The organism is Comamonas humi, assembly GCF_054782535.1.
Map to the genome: position 1 here is coordinate 564,215 of NZ_BAAGSH010000007.1, position 21,065 is coordinate 585,279.

The 21,065-nt window shown below is 69.0% G+C and carries 16 protein-coding genes; 6 read left to right on the forward strand and 10 right to left on the reverse strand.

Annotated elements, in window-relative coordinates; all coding sequences use genetic code 11:
* Window positions 1–2: 2 nt before the first annotated feature.
* Window positions 3–2,348, reverse strand: a complete 2,346-nt coding sequence (locus ACYVKR_RS09790; protein WP_460480643.1) for an ABC transporter ATP-binding protein — start codon at window positions 2,346–2,348, stop codon at window positions 3–5.
* A gap of 246 nt (window positions 2,349–2,594) precedes the next feature.
* On the opposite strand from ACYVKR_RS09790, the gene ACYVKR_RS09795 reads away from it, so the two are divergent.
* From ACYVKR_RS09795 to ACYVKR_RS09805, 3 genes are all read left to right on the forward strand, one after another.
* On the forward strand, window positions 2,595–4,793 hold the full coding sequence (locus ACYVKR_RS09795; RefSeq protein WP_460480644.1) for a cyanophycin synthetase: 2,199 nt from the start codon (window positions 2,595–2,597) through the stop codon (window positions 4,791–4,793).
* A 24-nt stretch (window positions 4,794–4,817) separates the two neighbouring features.
* Window positions 4,818–7,391, forward strand: a complete 2,574-nt coding sequence (cphA, locus tag ACYVKR_RS09800) for a cyanophycin synthetase (RefSeq protein ID WP_460480646.1) — start codon at window positions 4,818–4,820, stop codon at window positions 7,389–7,391.
* A 117-nt stretch (window positions 7,392–7,508) separates the two neighbouring features.
* Complete coding sequence (locus tag ACYVKR_RS09805) at window positions 7,509–7,988, forward strand: CreA family protein (protein WP_460480648.1); 480 nt, start codon at window positions 7,509–7,511, stop codon at window positions 7,986–7,988.
* 51 nt (window positions 7,989–8,039) lie between these two features.
* On the opposite strand, the gene ACYVKR_RS09810 is transcribed toward ACYVKR_RS09805, so the two are convergent.
* Together ACYVKR_RS09810 and ACYVKR_RS09815 are read right to left on the reverse strand one after the other, a co-directional pair.
* Window positions 8,040–10,301 carry a xanthine dehydrogenase family protein molybdopterin-binding subunit gene (locus ACYVKR_RS09810; RefSeq protein WP_460480650.1) on the reverse strand — a complete coding sequence of 754 codons (2,262 nt, stop codon included), beginning with the start codon at window positions 10,299–10,301 and terminating at the stop codon, window positions 8,040–8,042.
* 17 nt (window positions 10,302–10,318) lie between these two features.
* Window positions 10,319–10,780 carry a (2Fe-2S)-binding protein gene (locus ACYVKR_RS09815; RefSeq protein ID WP_460480651.1) on the reverse strand — a complete coding sequence of 154 codons (462 nt, stop codon included), beginning with the start codon at window positions 10,778–10,780 and terminating at the stop codon, window positions 10,319–10,321.
* Between the two features lie 142 nt (window positions 10,781–10,922).
* Here ACYVKR_RS09815 and ACYVKR_RS09820 point away from each other — a divergent pair, with 142 nt between their 5' ends.
* Window positions 10,923–11,831: a LysR family transcriptional regulator gene (locus ACYVKR_RS09820; RefSeq protein WP_460480653.1), complete on the forward strand. Its 909-nt coding sequence runs from the start codon at window positions 10,923–10,925 to the stop codon at window positions 11,829–11,831.
* A 94-nt stretch (window positions 11,832–11,925) separates the two neighbouring features.
* Here ACYVKR_RS09820 and ggt read toward each other — a convergent pair whose 3' ends face one another.
* Window positions 11,926–13,542 (reverse strand): gamma-glutamyltransferase family protein, encoded by a 1,617-nt coding sequence (ggt, locus tag ACYVKR_RS09825; RefSeq protein WP_460480655.1) that lies wholly within the window; start codon window positions 13,540–13,542, stop codon window positions 11,926–11,928.
* A gap of 13 nt (window positions 13,543–13,555) precedes the next feature.
* Complete coding sequence (locus tag ACYVKR_RS09830) at window positions 13,556–14,506, reverse strand: Bug family tripartite tricarboxylate transporter substrate binding protein (protein WP_460480692.1); 951 nt, start codon at window positions 14,504–14,506, stop codon at window positions 13,556–13,558.
* A gap of 147 nt (window positions 14,507–14,653) precedes the next feature.
* Between ACYVKR_RS09830 and ACYVKR_RS09835 the strand changes: the two genes are divergently transcribed.
* Window positions 14,654–15,592, forward strand: a complete 939-nt coding sequence (locus tag ACYVKR_RS09835) for a LysR family transcriptional regulator (RefSeq protein ID WP_460480657.1) — start codon at window positions 14,654–14,656, stop codon at window positions 15,590–15,592.
* Here the strand turns inward: ACYVKR_RS09835 and ACYVKR_RS09840 are convergent.
* On the reverse strand, window positions 15,579–16,559 hold the full coding sequence (locus ACYVKR_RS09840) for a Bug family tripartite tricarboxylate transporter substrate binding protein (RefSeq protein WP_460480658.1): 981 nt from the start codon (window positions 16,557–16,559) through the stop codon (window positions 15,579–15,581). The two genes, ACYVKR_RS09835 and ACYVKR_RS09840, sit on opposite strands and share 14 nt — an antisense overlap.
* A gap of 5 nt (window positions 16,560–16,564) precedes the next feature.
* A complete protein-coding gene (locus ACYVKR_RS09845; RefSeq protein ID WP_460480659.1) occupies window positions 16,565–17,653 on the reverse strand; it encodes an adenosine deaminase family protein in 1,089 nt (362 codons plus the stop codon).
* Window positions 17,654–17,724: 71 nt separating this feature from the next.
* On the opposite strand from ACYVKR_RS09845, the gene ACYVKR_RS09850 reads away from it, so the two are divergent.
* Window positions 17,725–18,630 (forward strand): LysR family transcriptional regulator, encoded by a 906-nt coding sequence (locus ACYVKR_RS09850; RefSeq protein WP_460480660.1) that lies wholly within the window; start codon window positions 17,725–17,727, stop codon window positions 18,628–18,630.
* A 10-nt stretch (window positions 18,631–18,640) separates the two neighbouring features.
* Here ACYVKR_RS09850 and queC read toward each other — a convergent pair whose 3' ends face one another.
* The 3 genes from queC to ACYVKR_RS09865 are packed head-to-tail and all read right to left on the reverse strand — an operon-like array spanning window position 18,641 to window position 20,924.
* The gene (gene queC, locus ACYVKR_RS09855) at window positions 18,641–19,345 is read right to left on the reverse strand and encodes a 7-cyano-7-deazaguanine synthase (protein ID WP_460480661.1); all 705 of its coding nucleotides are present in this window, start codon (window positions 19,343–19,345) and stop codon (window positions 18,641–18,643) included.
* A gap of 14 nt (window positions 19,346–19,359) precedes the next feature.
* The gene (locus ACYVKR_RS09860; protein ID WP_460480662.1) at window positions 19,360–20,178 is read right to left on the reverse strand and encodes an alpha/beta fold hydrolase; all 819 of its coding nucleotides are present in this window, start codon (window positions 20,176–20,178) and stop codon (window positions 19,360–19,362) included.
* The gene (locus tag ACYVKR_RS09865; protein WP_460480664.1) at window positions 20,175–20,924 is read right to left on the reverse strand and encodes a 16S rRNA pseudouridine(516) synthase; all 750 of its coding nucleotides are present in this window, start codon (window positions 20,922–20,924) and stop codon (window positions 20,175–20,177) included. Before ACYVKR_RS09865 ends, ACYVKR_RS09860 begins: the two co-directional genes overlap by 4 nt.
* Window positions 20,925–21,065: the final 141 nt, after the last annotated feature.

Genomic DNA, 21,065 nt, shown 5'->3' on the forward strand with positions numbered 1-21,065 from the left:
GCTTACTTCGCCTCGAAATGGGAGACCGGCGCGGGGGCCGCGGGCGGCTGGCTGTCGTAGGTCACGCCCGCGGCGCGGGCCGTGACCACGCCGGCGGCCTCGGCATCCTCCTCGGCGCGGCGCGCCTGGGCCTCGTACAGGCGCCAGTAGGCGCCCTGCTTTTCCATCAGCTCGTCGTGCGGGCCGACCTCGACGATCTCGCCGCGGTCCATCACCACCAGGCGGTCGGCCTTGCGCAGCGTGGACAGGCGGTGGGCGATGGCAATGGTGGTGCGGCCCTGCACCAGGTTGTCCAGCGCCTTCTGGATTTCCTTCTCGGTCTCGGTGTCCACGGCCGAGGTGGCCTCGTCGAGGATCAGGATGCGCGGGTCGATCAGCAGCGCGCGGGCGATGCTGATGCGCTGGCGCTCGCCGCCCGACAGGCCCTGGCCGCGCTCGCCCACCACCGAGTCGTAGCCCTGGGGCAGGCGCAGGATGAAATCGTGCGCATGGGCAGCGCGCGCCGCGGCCACGATCTCCTCGCGCGTCGCCTCGGGCTTGCCGTAGGCGATGTTCTCGGCCACCGTGCCAAAGAACAGGAAGGGCTCCTGCAGCACCAGGCCGATGTGGCGGCGGTAGTCGGTCACCGCGAAGCGGCGCACGTCCACGCCGTCGAGCTGCAGCGAGCCGTCGGTCACGTCGTAGAAGCGGCACACCAGGTTGACCAGGGTGCTCTTGCCCGAGCCGCTGTGGCCCACCAGGCCGATCATCTCGCCGGGGCGGATGTCCAGGTTCAGGTTCTTGATGACCGCGCGGCTGCCGTAGCGGAAGCTGATGTTGTCCATGCGCAGCGCGCCCTGCACCCGTCCGACCTTCACCGGGTTCACCGGATCGGGCACGTTGCTCACGTGGTCGAGGATGTCGAAGATGCGCTTGGCGCCCGCGGCCGCCTTCTGCGTGAACGAGACGATGCGGCTCATCGAATCGAGCCGCGAGTAGAAGCGACCGATGTAGGCGATGAACGAGGCCAGCACACCGACGGTGATGCTCTTGTGCGCGATCAGCCAGATGCCGAAGGCCCAGACCACCAGCAGGCCGATCTCGGTCATCAGCGACACGGTGGGAGTGAACAGCGACCAGGTGCGGTTGAGCTTGTCGTTGACCTCGAGGTTGTGCTGGTTGGCGGCGCGGAAGCGGTCGGCCTCGCGCTTTTCCTGGGCGAAGGCCTTGACCACACGGATGCCGGGGATGGTGTCGGCCAGCACGTTGGTCACCTCGGCCCAGACGCGGTCGATGCGCTCGAAGCCGGTGCGCAGCTTGTCGCGCACGGTGTGGATCAGCCAGGCGATGAAGGGCAGCGGCACCAGCGTGACCAGCGCCAGCCAGGGGTTGATGGAGAACAGGATGGCCGCCGTCATCAGCATCATCAGCACGTCGGTGGCGAAATCGAGCGCGTGCAGCGACAGGAACAGGTTGATGCGATCCGTCTCGGCGCCGATGCGGGCCATCAGGTCGCCGGTGCGCTTGCCGCCGAAGTAGTCCAGCGACAGCTTCATCAGGTGCTCGTAGGTGCTGGTGCGCAGGTCGGCGCCGATGCGCTCGGACACCAGCGACAGCGCATAGGTACGCGCCCAGCCCAGCCCCCAGGCCACCAGGGCCGACACCAGCAGCGCGCCCAGGTACATCGCCACCAGCATGGGGTCGATCTGCTGGCCGTTCTGGTAGGGGATCAGGATGTCGTCCATGATCGGGATCGTCAGGTACGGCGGCACCAGCGTGGCGGCCGTCGAGGCCAGCGTGAGCCCGAAGCCGGTGTACAGCAGTTTCTTGTACGGCTTGGCGAAGCGCCACAGCCGCAGCAGCACCCAGGTGGAGGTGTGCGGCGCCTGCTCGCGGGCGCAGGCCGGGCATTCGTCGGTGTCGGGCGGCAGCGGCGTGTTGCACACGGCGCACAGGGTTTCCTCCTCGCCGTCGGCATGGCGGTGGCCCCCCTCCAGCAGGTCCACCTGCTCGTCGAACTTCTGCATCAGCCGCAGGGCCTTGGTCTGCGCACCCAGCGTGAAGCGCCACAGGCCCAGGCGCCCGCCGGCGTCGGCCAGCTCCAGCGTGCCCACGCCGGCCTGGTCGATCAGGCTCAGCGCCAGGCCGGGGCGCAGCTCCCAGGCCGTCCAGGCGCCGTCGTCGGGCGACTGGGCCAGCAGGCGTTGCTGCGTCACCACAAGCTGGCCCTGGCCGAAGCGCAGCCCCTGGGTCAAGTCAACCTCCAGCAGGGCCAGCACGTTTTCCTGACTATCGAGTGGAACGGAGTTACCGCTGCCGGCAGACGAACCCGCCTGCACTGCCGGAACAACTTGAGATGAATGCTGCATTGATTTGCTTTTATTACGATCGTTTCGCACAGGCCCTTCGCGGCGCACGGGGCAGCCCCGCTCCGTCCTCCGCTGCGGCGGCGCCAATGCGCCATGACATCTTCACATTAACGCGCCATCCCAGGCTTACGCTGACAAATTGCCTCCGCCAGTCGCCCTGAGCGGCCTCAGGATGGGCACAATGTATATCCATTTGCCGAACCTCCACCGCCCTGCCCGGCGGTTTTTCGCAATCGCACACGATTTATGCCCACATTCAAAGACATCCAACTGCTGCGCACCACCTACCTGCGAGGCCCCAGCGTCTGGACCTACCGGCCCATCCTGGAGGTCTGGCTGGATCTGGGCGAGCTGGAGGACTACCCGTCCAACAAGATTCCCGGCCTGAACGAGCGCCTCACGGCCTGGCTGCCCGACCTGATCGAGCACCACTGCGGCGTGGGCGAGCGCGGCGGCTTCATCCAGCGCCTGGAAGGCGGCACCTGGATGGGCCATGTGCTGGAGCACGTGGTCATCGAGCTGCTGAACCTGGCCGGCATGCCCGCCGAGTTCGGCCAGACGCGCGAAGTCTCGCAGCGCGGCGTGTACCGCATGGTCTTCCGCTGCCCCGAGGAATCGGTGGCGCGCGTGGCGCTGGCCCAGGGCCATGGCCTGCTGATGGCGGCGATCAACGACCAGGCCTTCGACCTGAAGGCCGCGATCCAGGCCATCAAGACCGCGATCAACGACCGCTACCTCGGCCCCAGCACCGGCTCCATCGTCGACGCGGCCGGCGAGCGCCGCATCCCGCACATCCGCCTCAATGATGGCAACCTGGTGCAGCTCGGCTACGGCGCTGCGCAGCGCCGCATCTGGACGGCCGAGAGCGACCAGACCAGCGCCATCGCCGAAGGCATCGCGCAGGACAAGGACTTCACCAAGCGCCTGCTGACCTCGTGCGGCGTGCCCGTGCCCGAAGGCCAGATCGTGGCCAGCCCCGAGGAAGCCTGGGAAGTGGCGCAGGACATCGGCTTTCCGGTCACCGTCAAGCCCTCGGACGGCAACCATGCCCGCGGCGTGACGCTGGAGCTGCACCGCGAGGAAGACATCAAGGCCGCGTTCGCGCTGGCCGAGCCCGAGGGCTCGGACGTGATCGTCGAGAAATTCATCGACGGCGTGGAGCACCGCCTGCTGGTCGTCGGCGGCAAGGTGGTCGCCGCCACCAAGGGCGAGACCGTCAGCGTGCACGGCAATGGCCAGTCCACGCTGCGCGAGCTGGTGGCCGTGCTCAACCAGGACCCGCGCCGCGGCCCCGAGCAGGAATACCCGCTGGACTGGATCAACGTCGAGTCGGGCGCCGTCAAGCTGGAGCTGAACCGCCAGAACGTGACGCCCGACACCGTCATCGCCCAGGGCAAGGACATCCTGCTGCAGCGCAACGGCAACATGGCCATCGACTGCACCGACGACGTGCACCCCGACGTGGCCTACTACGCCGCGCTGGCCGCCAAGATCGTGGGCCTCGACATCGCCGGCATGGACATGATCCTCAAGGATGTCTCCCAGCCCATGAAGGGCCAGGGCGCGATCCTCGAAGTCAATGCCGGCCCCGGCCTGCTGATGCACCTCAAGCCCACCAGCGGCGCGCCGCGCCCCGTGGGCATGGCCATCGTCGACCACCTGTTCCCGCGCGCGGAAGAAGGCGCCGCCACCAGCACCGGTGCGGGCCGCATTCCCATCGTCGGCATCGTGGGCACGCGCGAGAACGCCTTCATCTCGCGCCTCGTGGGCTGGCTGCTGCAGCTGTCGGGCAAGCGCACCGGCGTGGCCTGCGGCGAAGGCATGTTCCTGGCCAACCGCCAGACGCAGACCAGCAACACGGCCCACTGGGCCGGCGCCCACCGCCTGCTGACCAACCGCCTGGCCGAGGCCGCGGTGATCCAGACCACCTCGCGCTCCATCCTCGAGGAAGGCCTGGCCTACGACCGCTGCCTGGTCGGCGTGGTGACCGACATGGACGGCTACGAGACCCTGGCCGACCACGACGTGCTGGAGCAGTCACAGATGCGCCGCGTGCTGCGCACGCAGATCGACGTGGTGCTCGACGAGGGCGCCGGCGTGCTCAACGCCGACATCGAGCAGGTGGCCGAACTGGCCGAGCTGTGCGATGGCGAAGTGATCCTCTACAGCACCGACAGCGGCAATGCCGCCGTCGCCGCGCACCGCCAGAACACCGAGGGCAAGCACGACGGCGGCCGCGCCGTGCTCATCAAGGACCAGCAGGTGGTGCTGGCCACCGGCCACCAGCAGCGCGTGCTGGGCCAGCTGGCGGCGCTGCGGCCCGTCAACGGCTTCGTGCCCGACACCCCGGCCCTGCTGGCGGCCATCGCCACCGCCTGGGCGCTGGACATCGCACCGGACCTGATCGCCGCCGGCATCAAGACCTTCGACTACCAGCCTGCCTGACCGCACCCCACGCAAAGAAAAATCATGGAAATCTCCCGCACCCGCGCCCTGCGCGGCCCCAATCTGTGGAGCCGCAACACCGCCATCGAATGCATCGTGCACTGCAGCGAGCCTGAACGCGACTACACGCGCCTCGACGGCTTCGAAGACCGGCTGCGCGCCCGCTTCCCGTCCGTGGGCCCGCTGCGCCCGCGCGGCTCGGAGCACCGTGTCTCCATGGCCCATGCGCTGGAAGCCGCCGCGCTCGCGCTGCAGACCCAGGCCGGCTGCGCCGTCACCTTCAGCCGCACGCACGAGACCGTCGAGACCGGCACCTACCAGGTCGTGGTCGAGTACGCCGAGGAGGCCGTGGGCCGCCGTGCGATGGAACTGGCCGAGCAGCTGATCGCCGCCACCGAGGCCAATGAGGCTTTCGACTCCGCCGCCGCCATCGCCGAACTGCGCTCGCTGGACGAGGACGAGCGCATGGGCCCGAGCACCGGTTCCATCGTCGAGGCCGCCCTGGTACGCGGCCTACCCTACCGGCGCCTGACGGCCGGCAGCATGGTGCAGCTGGGCTGGGGCGCCCGCGCGCGCCGCATCCAGGCCGCCGAGGTGGACCAGACCAGCGCCGTGGCCGAGTCCATCGCGCAGGACAAGGACCTGACCAAGCGCCTGCTGCACGCCGCCGGCGTGCCCGTGCCGCTGGGCCGCCCGGTGGACGGCACCGACGACGCCTGGGCCGTGGCCGAGGAAGTCGGCCTGCCCGTGGTCGTCAAGCCGCAGGACGGCAACCAGGGCAAGGGCGTGACGGTGAACATCACCACCCGCGCCCAGCTCAACGCCGCCTACGCCACCGCCGCCGAATACGGCGACGTGATGGTCGAGCGCTACCTGCCGGGCCACGACTTCCGCCTGCTGGTCGTCGGCGACCAGCTCGTGGCCGCCGCGCGGCGCGAGCCGCCCCAGGTCATCGGCGACGGCCAGCACACCATCCGCGAGCTGGTGGACATCGTCAACCAGGACCCGCGCCGCGGCTCGGGCCACGGCACGGCGCTGACCAAGATCCGCCTGGACGACATCGCCATCGCCCGCATCGCCGGCGAAGGCCTGGCACCCGAATCGGTGCCCGCGCCGGGCCAGCGCGTGGTGCTGCGCAACAATGCCAACCTCTCGACCGGCGGCAGCGCCACCGACGTGACCGACGATGTGCACCCCGAGGTGTCCGCCCGCGCCATCGAGGCCGCGCAGACCATCGGCCTGCACATCTGCGGCGTGGACGTGATCTGCGAGAGCGTGCTGCGCCCGCTCGAAGAGCAAGGCGGCGGCATCGTCGAGGTGAACGCCGCGCCCGGCCTGCGCATGCACCTGGCGCCCTCGTTCGGCAAGGCCCGCAACGTGGGCGTGCCCATGGTCGACCTGCTGTTCAGCCCGCACGACGACGGCCGCGTGCCGCTGGTGGCCGTGACCGGCACCAACGGCAAGACCACGACCACGCGCCTGATCGCCCACCTGTTCACCTCGCACGGCTGGCGCACCGGCATGACCAACACCGACGGCGTGTGGGTCAACGGCCGCCAGATCGACAGCGGCGACTGCTCGGGCCCCAAGAGCGCGCGCAACGTGCTCTTCCACCCCGAGGTCGATGCGGCCGTGCTCGAATGCGCGCGCGGCGGCATCCTGCGCGAGGGCCTGGGCTTCGACCGCAGCCAGGTCGCCGTGGTCACCAACGTGGGCGCGGGCGACCACCTGGGCCTGAACTACATCACCACCGTCGAGGACGTGGCGGTGCTCAAGCGGGTGATCGTGCACACCGTGGCGCCCACCGGCTACGCGGTGCTCAACGCCGCCGACCCGCACGTGGCCGCCATGGCCGGCAGCAGTTCGGGCAAGGTGATCTTCTTTGCCGCCGACCGGCACCATCCCGTCATGGCCACGCACCGCGCCCAGGGCAACCGCGTGGTCTACGTGGACGGCGACGCCATCGTCGCGGCCGAGGGCTCGTGGCGCGAGACCATCCCGCTGCGCGACATTCCGCTGACGCGCGGCGGCGCCATCGGCTTCCAGGTCGAGAACGTGATGGCCGCCGTGGCCGCGGCGTGGGGCGTGGGCCTGCCGTGGGACACGATCCGCCGCGGCCTGGCCGGCTTCGTCAGCGACAGCGACACGGTGCCCGGCCGCTTCAACGTGATGGACTACCGCGGCGCCACCATCGTCGCCGACTACGGCCACAACCCCGACGCGATCCAGGCGCTGATCCAGGCCGTGGAGGCCATGCCCGCCAAGCGCCGCAGCGTGGTCATCAGCGGCGCCGGCGACCGCCGCGACGAGGACATCCGCGTGCAGACCGAGATGCTGGGCAAGGCCTTCGACGACGTGGTGCTGTACCAGGACGCCGCGCAGCGCGGCCGCGCCGACGGCGAGGTCATCGCGCTGCTGCGCCAGGGCCTGCAGGGCGCCTCGCGCACCAGCTACGTGGCCGAGATCACCGGCGAGTTCATCGCCATCGACCACGCGCTGGCCCGCCTGCAGGAAGGCGACCTGTGCCTGGTACTGGTGGACCAGGTCGAAGAAGCGCTGGCCCACCTGCAGCGCCATGTGAACGGCGAGATCCAGTAAGACTGGCTATCAAAAACAGGAGCTGGTTGCGCTCAGGCAGCAAGGGCTTCAGATAGTTTTCTATTTGAAACCCTTGTATAGCAAGCGCTACCAGCTCTCTTTTTTTCAGGACACCCGATGCAAGCCTCTTTCCTCCGCACCGCCGCGGCCGCCCTGCTGTGCTGCGCCGCGCCCTGGGCCGCCGCGCAGACCGTGGGCTCGGTGGACACCGTCTTCAAGTGGATCGGCCCGGACCACAAGATCGTGGTCGATGCCTACGACGACCCGCTGGTCAAGGGCATCACCTGCTATGTCTCGCGCGCCAAGACCGGCGGCGTCAAGGGCGCGCTGGGCGTGGCCGAGGACCGCGCCGAGGCCTCGATCAGCTGCGTGCAGACCGGCCCCATCCACATCGACAAGCCGCTGAAGAAGCAGGACGAGGTCTTCAGCGAGCGCATCTCGCTGCTGTTCAAGCGCCTGCGCGTGGTGCGCATGGTCGACGCCGAGCGCAACACGCTGGTCTACATGACCTACTCCGACCGCGTGATCGAGGGCTCGCCACAGAACAGCGTGACGGCCGTGGCCGTGCCGCGCGAGGTGGCGATTCCGCTGCGCTGACGCGGGCCGCGCCCGCCAAAAAAACGGGCTCCATCGGAGCCCGTTTTTTCATCACGCCAGCTTGAAAGGCAGCTCCCGTAAGGTCTTGCCCGTCAGCTGCGCCACGGCATTGGCAAAGGCCGGCGCCAGCGGCGGCAGGCCCGGCTCGCCCATGCCCGTGGGCGCGTCGGCGCTGGGAACGACGTGCACGGCCACCGTGGGCATGTCGGTCAGGCGGGCCACGGTGTAGTCGTTGAAGTTGCCCTGCTCGACCACGCCGTCCTTGAAGGTGATGGCCGCGCCCGGCAGGCAGGTGCCCAGGCCCATCAGCGCGCCGCCCTGCACCTGGGCTTCGACGCTCTTGGGGTTGACCGCCAGGTTGCAGTGCACGCCGGCGGTGACGGCATGCAGCTTGGGCACGCCGTCCTGCACCGAGGCCTCGACCACATAGGCCACGACCGACTCGAAGGACTCGTGCACCGCCACGCCCCAGGCGCGGCCCTGCGCCAGCTGGCGCCTGCCGTAGCCGGATTGGTCCACCGCCAGCTTCAGCGCGGCGGCGTGACGCGGGTGCTTGCTGCCGAACTGCTTCATGCGGTACTCGACCGGATCCTGCTTGGTGGCGCGGGCGATCTCGTCGATCAGCGTCTCCATCACGAAGGCCGTGTGGGTCGAGCCCACGCTGCGCCACCACAGCACCGGCGCGTTCAGCACCGGATGGTGCACCGTCAGGCGCATCGGCAGGTCGTAGGGCTCCTTCATGCCTTCGACGGCGGTGCCGTCCACGCCGTTCTTGACCATGAAGCCCTCGAAGGCCGTGCCCTGGGCGATGGACTGGCCGACGATGACGTGGTCCCAGGCCAGCACCCGGCCTTGGTCGTCGAAGCCGATCTCGGCGCGGTGCAGGTGCATGGGGCGGTAGTAGCCGCCCTTGACGTCGTCCTCGCGGCTCCAGACCATGCGCACCGGCGCCTTTACGCCGGCCGCGCGCGCGGCCTTGGCGATCTGGCAGGCCTCGGCCACGTAGTCGCTGGTGGGCGTGGCGCGGCGCCCGAAGCCGCCGCCCGCCATCTGCACGTTCACGCGCACGTTCTTGGGCTCCACGCCGAGGATTTTCGCGGCCGTGGCGGCCTCCCAGCCCGGGGCCTGCGTGCCCAGCCACAACTCGGCCTGGGTGGCCGCGCCGGTACCGGTGAGGCGTACCGTGCAGTTCAGCGGCTCCATGGGCGTGTGCGCCAGGTAGGGGAAGACGTATTCCGCGCTGATCTTGCGCGGCGCGCCGGCGAGCCTAGAGACATCGGCGTCGTACTTGAGCGCGCCGGGCTTTTGCGCCAGCTCGCGGTACTGGGCGAGCTGCTGCGCAGAATCCAGCTTGCCGACGCCGGCGCTGTCCCACTCGATCTTGAGCGCATCGCGCCCCTGCTTGGCGGGCCAGTAGCCATCGGCCAGCACGGCCACGGTCTCGCCGCCGTGCACGCTGGGCACGCGCAGCACGGCGCGCACGCCCTTGATGGCCTTGGCGGCGCTGTCGTCAACCGACGCCGGCTTGCTGCCGAAGACTGGCGGGTGCGCGACCAGGGCGGTGAGCATGCCCGGCAGGCGGGTGTCGATGCCATAGGCCTGGTTGCCGCTGGACTTGGCGCGCGCATCGATGCGGCCGGTGGCCCGGCCGATAATGCGGAAGTCCTTCGGGTCCTTGAGCGCCACGGCCTGCGGCACGGGCAGCTTCATCGCGGCGTCGGCCAGCTCGCCGTAGCCGAGCTTCTTGCCGCGCGGGCCGATCACCTGGCCGGCCTGCGTGCGCAGCGTGTCGGCCGGCACGTTCCAGCGCTGGGCCGCGGCTGCCAACAGCATGGCGCGGGTGCGGGCGCCGAGTTCGCGGTACTGCGTGTACGAGTGCTTGAGCGCGGTCGAGCCGCCGGTGAGGTGCATGCCCATCACCGGGTCCACGTAGGCCGGATCGGCGTTGCCGTGCATGCTGCGCACCTTGGACCAGTCGGCGTCCAGCTCCTCGGCCAGCACCATGGGCAGGCCGGTCTGCACGCCCTGGCCGAAGTCCAGGCGGTTGATGGTGACGGTAACGATGCCGTCGCGGTCGATGCGGACGAACGCGGCCGGCTGCTGCGTGGGCTTGAGGCCCGCATTGCCGGCATTCGCGGCCTCGCCACCGGCCTGGGCCAGCACGGCAGCGGGAAAGGCCCCGAGCGCAAAGCCCGAGGCGGTGGCGATCTTGAGGAAACTGCGGCGCGACGGACTGCCGGCCGCGTCGGCCTCGTCCATCAGCGTGCGCAGGCCTTGCGGCATGTCGTGGAGCATGTCGGTGGTGATGTGCATGGTGCTTGCTCCTCGGGTCAGGCCAGGGTCTTGGCGGCGTCGTGGATGGCCGCGCGGATGCGCACGTAGGTGCCGCAGCGGCAGATGTTGCCGGCCATGGCGGCGTCGATGTCGGCATCGCTCGGCGCCTTGTTGCCCTTGAGCAGCGCGGTGGCGCTCATGATCTGGCCGCTCTGGCAGTAGCCGCACTGGGCCACGTCGTGGCGCACCCAGGCGTCCTCGACGGCCTTGCCCACCTTGTCGCCGGCCTGGGCCTCGATGGTGCTGAGCTTCTGCCCCTCGGCCGCCGAGATGGGCGTGATGCACGAGCGGATGGCCTGGCCGTTCAGGTGCACGGTGCAGGCGCCGCACATGGCCATGCCGCAGCCGAACTTGGTGCCCTGCAGGCCCAGCGTGTCGCGCAGCGTCCAGAGGATGGGGGTGGAGGGATCGACATCGACCGAGGTCGGCTTGCCGTTGAGGCTGAATTTCACAGGCATGGGGCGCTCTCTTTTTAGGTTGCAGGGCCCCGGCGGCACGCGTTGCGCGCGCGGGGGTGGCGAGCAGTGTGCCGCAGCGCGTTTGAAAGAAAAAGATAGCCTATCTATCTAAGTTATCAAGTTTTGCTTAACAATCGAGGCCATGAAGCCCGAGATCCTGGCCTCGCTGGCCGCCTTCGAGCAGGTGGCCCTGCACCGCAGCCTGACCTATGCCGCGCATGCGCTGGGCGTGACGCCGGCCGCGCTGTCGCAGACCATCAAGAAGCTGGAGGCGCGGCTGAACGTGCGCCTGTTCGAGCGCACCACGCGCAGCGTGAACCTGACCGAGGCCGGCCGCGCCTACCTGGAACGCGTGGCCCCGGCGCTGGCCAGCCTGCAGAGCGCCACCGAGGACCTGCAGACCAGCGCCGGCGTGGAAGGCGGCACGCTGCGCCTGACCCTGGCCCACCCCGCCGGCCGCGTGCTGGTCGAGCCGCTGCTGGCCGAATTCTTCGCCCGGCACCCGCACATCGCGCTGGAGCTGGTCTACGACGACGGCTTCGTCGACATCGTGCGCGAGGGGTTCGACCTGGGCATACGCATCGGCGATTCGCTGGAGGGCGACATGATCGCCGTGCGGCTGACGCACGCGTTCCGCATGTGCTGCGTGGCCACGCCCGCCTACCTGCAGGCGCACGGGCAGCCGCAGCACCCCGACGAACTGGCCGCGCACCGCTGCATCAACTACCGCATGCGCAGCAGCGGCGCGGTCTACAAATGGGAGTTCATGGTGGATGGCCAACTGACCGAACGCGCCGTGCATGGCCCGCTGGTGGTCAACCACTGGGAGGCCGGCCTGCGCGCCGCGCGCGACGGCATCGGCCTAACCATCGGCTGGAGCGAATCGCTGGCGCCGCTGCTGCACAGCGGCGAGCTGGTGGAGGTGCTGGCGCCGTACCGCGCGAGCTTTCCGGGCTTCTATGCCTACCACCCGCAGCGGGCGCACCTGCCGGTCAAGACCCGGGTGTTCCTCGACTTCCTCAAGCAGCGGCTGCCGGCCATGGCTGCATAAAAAGCATAGCTGCCAGCGCTCTCCATCAGCCATTTTCAATATTAAACATATTGAAGAATGACTAACAGCAAGCGCTAGCAGCTATCTTTTTAGACTACAGCATCGTCTCCAGCGCCACGCCGTCGCGCCCCGGATCGGCGCCGCCCTGCAGCTGGCCGCCGGCGATGCGGATGCCGTGCACCCAGCCTATGGTGTAGTTGTAGGGGTTGCGCAGCACCTCGTAGCCCTGCTCCTCCAGCACCCGCGTGGTGTAGCGCGGGATGCGGTTGCACACGTCGATGGCGTTGCTGGTGGACGAGAAGCGCGGCGCGGACACGGCCTGCTGCATGTCCATGCCGAAATCCAGCACGTTGACGATGGCCTGCAGCACGCCCATGGCGATCTGCGTGCCGCCGGGTGCGCCCAGCACGATCTCAGGCACCTCACCGTTGAACACGATGCTCGGGACCGACGAGGTGAAGCGGCTCTTGCCCGGCGCGATGCTGCCGGCGCGGCCCGGGCGCGGGTCGAACACGCCCATGCAGCCGTTGTAGAAGAAGCCCATGCCCGGCGTCACCACGCCCGAAGGCATGGCCAGCGAATGCGTCAGGGACACGCAGTTGCCGTCGCCGTCCACCACGCTCAGGTGCGTGGTGTCGCGCGGCACCACGGCGCCGGGGTTCACCCGCGCCACGCTGGCCTTGTGGCCGGCGCGGATGCGTTCGGCGGCCGCGCGCGCCCGGTCCTTGGACAACAGCTCGCCCAGCGGCACGTCGACGAAGCGCGGGTCGCCGATGAAACGGTCCTTGTCGGCGGTGGCCAGCTTCATGGCCTCGCACACGGTGCGGATGTATTCGGGCGTGTTGTGCCCCAGCGCGCCCAGGTCGAACTGCTCCAGCACGTTCAGCATCTGCAGCAGCATGGCGCCGCCGCCCGGGGGCTGGTTGGTGGTCACGCGCCGGCCGCGGTAGCTGCCTTCGAGCGGCGCCAGGCGCTGCACCTCGTAGCCGGCCAGGTCGTCCAGCGACACCAGCGCTCCCTGGGCCTGCAGGTCGGCCGCCATGCGCTCGGCCAGCGCGCCGGTGTAGAAGCAGTCGGCGCCGTCGGCGGCGATCTGCTCCAGCACCCGCGCCATGCCGGGGTTGGCCAGCGGCGTGCCGGTGGGCTTAGGGCTGCCGTCGGGCCGGCAGTACAAGGCCTTGCCCTCGGCGGAATGCCACAGCCGCTCGCGGTTGCTGACGCGGCCCATCGCGGCCTCGTCCATCCAGAAGGTGTACATGCCCGGACGCACGAAGAAGCCGTCCGCGGCCCAGCGGATCGCGGGCTCGACCACGGCCGCCCAGGGCAGCGAGCCATGGGCTTCGTGCATGCGCTGCAGCCCGCGCAGCGTGGCCGGCACGCCTATGGACTGCGGGCCGATGTCGTTGACCCGGCCCCGGAGCACGAAGCCGAAGCCGTCGCGCGCCTCGCCTTCGAGCAGGTGCTCCCACATGTCGGCACGCGCCGCGCGGGGTGCGGGAGAGTGGAAGTCGAAATACTCGTGCGCCCTGCCCGGCAGGTAGACCGCCGCGGTGCCGAAGCCGGCGATGCCGCACATCAGCGGATCGACCACCGTCTGCGCCAGCGCCGTGGCCACGGCCGCATCCACGGCGTTGCCGCCCTGGCGCAGGATCTCGATGCCCGATTCCGCCGCCTCGGGCTGGGCGCAGCAGACCATTGCCTGTTTTGCCATCATGCGTCCTTGCTCACTTGGCCGACAGGTTGAGCTCGGAGATGGCCTCGGCCCAGGTGGCCGAGTCGCGCCTGGCGGTTTCCATCAACTGCTCGGCCGGGCCTTGCATGGCGATGGTGGCCATGGTCTTGAGCCGCTCCTGCACGCGCGGATCGCGGTGGAAGGCGGCGATCGTGGCGTGGAGCTTGGCGATGATCTCGGGCGGCGTGCCGGCCTTGGCGGCGATGCCGCTCCAGCCCAGCGAGTCGAAGCCCTGCAGGCCCAGTTCGCGGGCCGTGGGCACGTCCGGCAGGTCCGGCATGCGCTGGGGCGCAAGCAGGGCCAGCGGCACCACCTTGCCGGCCTTGATCTGCGGCAGCGCGGTGCCGAGCACCGGCGCCATCAGTTGCACGTCGCCGCCGGCCAGCGCGATCAGGCCATCGGTCTCGCCCTTGTAGGGCACGTGGGTCATCTGGATGCCGGCGCGCTTTTGCAGCAGTTCCACCGCGAGGTGGGTCGAATTGCCGAGGCCGGCGGACGAGAAATTGAGCGCGCCGGGCTGCTGCTTCGCCCGGGCCACCAGATCGGCAAAGCTCTTGATGCCCGACTTGGGGCTGGCCACGAGCACGAAGGGCACGGTGGTCAGCATGCCCACGCCGGCAAAGTCCGTCAGCGGGCTGTAGGGCAGCGGCTTGTAGACGAACTGGTTGAGCACCATCTGCGACACGCCAGCGAAGAACAGCGTGTAGCCGTCGGCCGGCTGCGACAGCACGGCCTGCGCGGCGATGATGCCGCCCGCGCCGGGCTTGTTGTCCACGACCACCGATCCGCCCAGCTGCCTGGCGGCGATCTCGGCCCACAGGCGGGCGATGGTGTCGGAGCTGCCGCCCGCGGCCTGCGAGATCACCAGCCGCACCGGCTTGTTCGGGTAGGCGCCCTGCGCCTCGGCCATCATCGGCAGACCGGCGGCCGCCGCAGCAGCCATCGAAGACAGGGCCAGGCGGCCAAATTCACGACGCTTCACAAAAAGCTCCTTGCATGAGAAAAAACTAATTCCTTCAACCGGGAATTATTGGAGTTTTCTCAGTAAATCGAGCACGAAATTCTGTGATGCATGCATTAGCATTTACTCATGCAAGAAGCCGTGGAAACCATTGCCTGGGCGCGCCGCCTGAAGATCCGCCACCTGGAGTCGCTGCTGATCCTGAAGGACGCCGGCACGCTCACCGAGGCCGCGCAGCGCATGCACATGACGCAGTCGGCCATGTCGCACTGGCTGGTGGAGCTGGAGAACCTGGCGGGCACGCCGCTGGCCGTGCGCGGGCGCCGGCTGCAGTTCACGCCGGCGGGCGAGGCGCTGCACCGGCTCGCCGTGCGGGTGCTGGGCGAGGTGGCGCGCGCACATACCGAGCTGGATGCGATTGCCGCCGGCCTGTCGGCGCGGCTGCACATCGGCAGCATCTGGGCCGGCGTGGCCCATCTGGTGCCGCAGGCCATGGTGGCTTTCCAGCGCAGCCATCCATCGGTGGCACTGCAGATGACGGAAGCCGCCTTCAACGAGCTGCTGGCGGGGCTGGAGCAGCGCGAGCTCGACCTGGTGGTGGGCAGCATCGACGCCCGGGCCTTCGGGCCGCACCTGCAGCACGAGGTGCTGTTCGAGGACGATATCTGCGTGGTCGCGGGCCCGCAGCATCCGCTGGCGGGCCAGGCGAGCTACAGCCTGGCGGAGCTGGTGCACGTCCCCTGGGTCATGCCGCCCAAGGGCACGCTGATGCGCACGCAGCTCGACGCCGCCATGCTGGAGCACCAGGGCTCGTGGGTGCAGCCCAAGGTGGAGACGGCGGCGCTCACCACCTTGCAGACCATGCTGCAGTCCAGCGACTACATCGGCGCCTGCTCGGGCGCGATGGCGCGGCACCTGCAGGCACTGGGCCTGCTGCGGGTGCTGCCACTGGCACGACCCATTCCGTTCGGCCCGGTCGGCGTGGTCTGGCGCCGCGAGAGCGAGCACGGCCTGGTGACCGCCTTTGTCGATGCGCTCAGGCGCACCGCGATGCTCAATCTGCCGTGATGCGCGCGGCCTTCACGATCTGTGCGTAGCGGGCCTGCTCGGCCTGAACGAACTGGCCGAACTGGGCCGGCGTGCCGCCGCCGGCCGCCACCGCGCCCTGCTCGGCCAGCTTGGCCTTCACATCGGGCATGGCCAGCACGGCGTTGACCTCGTGGTTGAGCTTGTCGACCACGGCGGCGGGCGTGCGCGCCGGCGCGAAGATGCCGGCCCACGACACCATCTGGTAGCCCTTGAGCGCCGGGGTCTCGGCCACGGTGGGCACGTTGGGCAGCTCGGGCAGGCGCTTGTCCGAGGTGACGGCCAGGGGCTTGAGCTTGCCGGCCTGGATCTGCGGCATGGCGGTGACGCTGATCAGCATGGCCAGGTCGACCTGACCACCGGCCACGTCGGTCACGATCTGGCCACCGCCCTTGTAGGGCACGTGCACAAACTGGGCCTTGGCCTGGTCGCTGATGCGCTCCATGGCCAGGTGCAGGATGGTGCCTATGCCCGAGGTGGCGTAGCTGATCTTGCCGGGCTGCTTCTGGGCCAGTTGCAGGGTGTCGCCCAGGCTGGCGACAGGCAGGTTGCCGCGCGCCACCAGCACCAGCGGCGCGGTGTTGACCATGGCGACCGGCGCCAGGTCCTTGAGCGCGTCGTAGCGCACCGCCGCGGGGTTGACGAGCTTGGCGATGGCGATGGGGCTGTCCGCGCCCATGACCAGCGTGTAGCCGTCGGCATTGGCATGCACCGCCTTGTTCACGCCGATGGCGCCGCCGGCGCCGGCCACGTTGTCCACGACCACGGATTGCTTGAGGCGCTCGCCCAGCTTCTGCGCGACGAGGCGCGCGGTGGCGTCCACACTGCCGCCGGCGCTGAAGGGCACGATCAGCGTGATCGGGCGTGCCGCGGGCCAGGCGGGATCGGCCGCATGGGAGGCTGTGGCCAGCAAAGCGGTGGCCAGGGCGAGGGAGATTTTCTGGAACATGGTGATCAGGCCTGCAGGGTGGACTGGGGGTTCAGCCGGGTGCACAGTGCATCGAATTCTGCACCCCACTCGGCGCGCAGCGTGCGCTTGTCGGATTCGTCGATCCAGGCGGCGTCGATGCCGTTGAGCATGAAGCCGCGCAGATCGGCGATGGAAAAGCCGAAGTCGCTCACCATCCGGGTCCAGGCGCCAGTGGGCGTGACATGGTGCAGCGTCGGGTCGTCGGTATTGGGGTGCACGCGCAGGCCCATCGCCGGCATGCGGCGGATCGGGTGGTCCAGCGCCCAGCGCTCGGGCGGCAGCGTGCGCAGGTAGTAGGAGTTGGTGGGCACGACGGTGAAGACGATGCCCCGCTCGGCGCAGCGGGCGGCCAGCTCGGGGTTGTCCACCACGGTGTAGCCGTGGTCGATGCGGTCCACCTGCAGCATGTCGATGGCGGTCTGCAGGTTGTGCCAGGGCAGGCCGAACTCGCTGGCGTGGGCCGTGGTCTTGAGGCCGAGCCGGCGGGCCAGCGCATAGGCCTGGGCGAACAGCTCGGGCGGACGGTCGTTCTCTCGGTAGTCGATGCCGATGCCGGGCACATCGTCGTGGCGGTGCTCCAGCATCCACTCCACCATCTGCACCGCGGCCATCGGCGGCGCCTCGCGGTCGATGGAAGGCACCAGCCTGCCGTGGATGCCATGGTCGCGCCGCGCATCGGCGGCCCCGGCCAGGATGGCGGCCTGCGCCGCGCCATACCCCATGCCCGAGCACTGCACGGTGCCGGTGGGGTTCCAGAAGAATTCGGCATAGCGCACGTTGTGCGCGGCGGCGTCCTGCAGGTATTCGTAGGTGATGCGGTGCAGGTCGTCCGGCGTGCGCAGCAGCCATGCGTCCAGCGCCCGCAGGACGCGCAGCACGCCCACGGGCTTTTCGCCGCGGGTGTAGAAGGCCTCGATCTCGTCGAGCGCCAGGGGCGCCTGGGCGCGCTGGACCAGGTCGATGAAGGTGTTCTTGCGCACGGTGCCCAGCAGGTGGCAGTGCAGCTCCATCTTGGGCAGGGCCTGCGCAAATGCGGTCAGGGCGGGCGTGGCGGCTTGGGGGGCGGCATTCATGGGCAGGCATGGTAGGCCATGCGCTACTATCAGCAAAATGATTTAATCTGATAGGTCTATCACCTGCTTTTATGGCAACCCTGCGCTCTCCCACCCTGCGGCAGCTGCGGGCCTTTCTGGCCGTGGCGCAGCATGGCAGCTTCAGCCAGGCCGCCCAGGCGCTGGCGCTGTCACAGCCCGCCATCTCGGCCAGCGTGCGCGAGCTGGAACTGCTGCTGGGGACCGCGCTGATGGACCGCGGCCCGCACCATGTGGCGCTGACCGAGGCCGGGCGCACGCTGCGCGACGATGCGGCCTGGCTGGTGGCCAGCTTCGACCGCGGCGTGTCGCACATGCATGCACAGCTGCGCAACAGCCAGCAAACGGTGCGCATCGCCTGCCTGCCTTCGGCCATGCACCTGCTGGCGCCGGCACTGGCGCAGTGGGAGCGGCAGCATCCGGAGGTGCGCGTGGAGGTGAGCGATCCGCTGCACGACGAGCTGATCGCCGGGCTGCGCGGCGGCGAGGTGGACATCGGCATCTCCACCGAGCTCGACATGCCCGAGGGCCTGCACGCCACGCCGCTGGTGGAGGACGAACTGGTGGTGCTGCTGCCGCCAGGCCACCGCCTGGCCGGCACGGCTGGCGGCCTACGCTGGAAGGCCTTGCGCGGCGAACGGCTGGCGCTGTTCGCCCGTGGCAGCACCTATGAGTTGGCCGTGGCCACGCTGCGCCAACAGCGCATCGCCATGGAAGGCGCGCTGCGCATGCGCTACAGCGAATCGCTGTACAGCCTGGTGCAGTCGGGCCAGGCCGTGGGTGTGATCTCGCGGCTGTATACCCAGGGCGCGGCCACGCCGGCCTTGCAGGTGCGGCCGCTGGTGGCGCCGGTCATCAGCCGCCGCCTGGCGTTGATGCTGCACGGCGAGCCGGCGGTGCAGCGGCCCTGGGTGGCAGCCTGCCAGGCCTTCCTCTGCGAGACCATGGTTGGCCGTTGAAGCCGCTGAATCAGCGCTTGCGGCCGGCCTGCCAACGCTCCCAACCCTTGGCGCGCAGCGCACAGGCCGGGCAACTGCCGCAGCCCCAGCCCCAGGCATGGCGGTGGCTGCGGTCGCCCTCGTAGCAGGTGTGGCTGTCTTCCACGATCACATCCACCAGCGCTTGGCCGCCGAGCTGCCAGGCCAGATCCCAGGTCTGGGCCTTGTCGATCCACATCAACGGGGTCTCGATGTTCAGCCGCAGGTCCAGCCCCAGGTTCAAGGCCACCTGCAAGGCCTTCATGGTGTCATCGCGGCAATCGGGGTAGCCGGAGAAGTCGGTTTCGCAGACCCCGGTCACCAGCACCTGCAGGCCGCGGCGGTAGGCCAGCGCTCCAGCGAGCGTCATGAACAGCAGATTGCGGCCGGGCACGAAGGTATTGGGCAGGCCGTTGTCCTGCATCGCAAAGGCCACGTCCTCGGTCAGCGACGAGCCGCCGATCTGGCTCAGCACGTCGAGCGACAGTACATGGTCTTCGCCCAAGCGGCGGTTCCAGGCCGGGAAATCGGCCCGCAACTTGGCCAGCACTTGCCGGCGGGCCTGCATCTCGACGCTGTGGCGCTGCCCATAGTCGAAGCCCAGGGTCTCGACCCGCTCGTAGCGGCTGAGCGCATGCGCCAGGCAGGTGGTCGAGTCCTGCCCGCCGGAAAAGAGAACCAGTGCGGTGGTATGCATAGTGGGTGGATTTGCTATTCGATGGGTGCCAGAAAGCGGGCCACCCGATCCAGCACCGCATCCGACCGTTCGCGGTGCGGCACATGGGCAGTGGCCTCGATGATCGCGAGCTCGCTGGGGCCGGCACTGAGATCGGCGATCATCTGCGGCTGTGCCGTGGAGCCATATTCGTCCTGCGCGCCATGGATGGCCAGCAGCGGGCAGCGGACGCCTGGCAGCACGGCAGCCAGTGACCAGGAAGCGAATTGCGGGTCCAGCCAGGTTTCGGTCCAGGCATCCAGCACCCAGCGCGCCTTGTCGCCATGGTATTTGCACAGGCGTTCGACCTGCCCCTCATCCTGGAACAGGGCCTTGGCTTCGCGGATGCCCTGCAAGGTGCGCTCCTCCACCATGGACTGGGCCGACTCGGTGACCAGGGCAACGCAGTCGGCGGCAAAGGCCGCGGCGCAATGCACCGCCATGCCGCCGCCCACGCTGTGGCCGAACGCGATGAAGCGCTCCAGCCCCCAATGCGAGCGCACCGCAGGAAAGAAGCTCCTGGCCTCGTCCGCGACAAAATCCAGCGCCAACCTGCCGGGGCGTACCTCCGAACGGCCAAAACCCCAGCGGTCATAGGCCAGCACCTTTCGGCCCGTTCGCAGGGCCAAGGCGGCAGGGAAATCACGCCACAGGTCCACGCAGCCCAGCGAATCGTGGAAGAGCACGATGGGCGTGCGGTCTACAGGCCGGGCTTGCCCTTCCATTGCCGGTGGTGTCCAGCATCGCGCAAACAGGCGGCCGTGCGGGATGGCGACCCAGGCCTCGTCGATGATGCAAACCGAGGAAGAGGTCATGCGGAGGCCTCGCCCCTCAGCAATGCCAGATCCTGGTCGGAAAGCCAGCGCCACGCACCAGGCGGCATATCAGCAGGCAGGCGGAAATGGCCGATCTGAGCACGGTGCAATCCCTCGACGCGATTGCCCACGGCCGCCAGCATGCGCTTGACCTGGTGGTACTTGCCTTCGGTCAGCGTCAGATCGAGATCGCACTCACCAGTCTGCACGCAGGCCGCAGCACGGACGGGTTTCGGATCGTCGTCGAGCACCACGCCCGCCAGCAGTTGCTCTACCTGTTTGGCGGTGACCGGGTGCTTGGTGTGGACCTGGTACAGCTTGGGCACGTGCTTCTTGGGAGAGCTCATGCGGTGGATGAATTGGCCGTCATCGCTGAGCAGCAGCAACCCGGTCGTATCCTGGTCCAGCCGGCCAATGGCCTGCACCCCCGTCACACCCTTGCTCGGCCGCTGGCGCAAGGGTGCCGGCAGCAGGGTATAGATACTGGGGTAGGCCGATGGCTTTTGCGAGCATTCGGTGCCTGCGGGCTTGTGCAGCAGCAGGTACGCCTTCTCGTGGTATTCCCAGTCCACCCCCTGCACCCGGAAATGCAGTCCTTGGGGCTCGACGTCGAGCAGCGGGTCGGTGCATGGCATCCACTGCCCGGTTTCCGCATTCCGCACAGCGACGTGTCCTTGCTGCACCAGGCCGAAGCATACCCGGCGTATACCGAATCCTTGTGTATAGAGAATTTCCTGCAACAGCACGGCCTTGGCCTCCGGTATGTTCGATTCCCATAAAGACCAAACCCCCTGACCTTGGAAGATCAGGGGGTGGTGCTTGTAAGAGCCTGACGATGACCTACTTTCACACGGGAATCCGCACTATCATCGGCGCGAAGTCGTTTC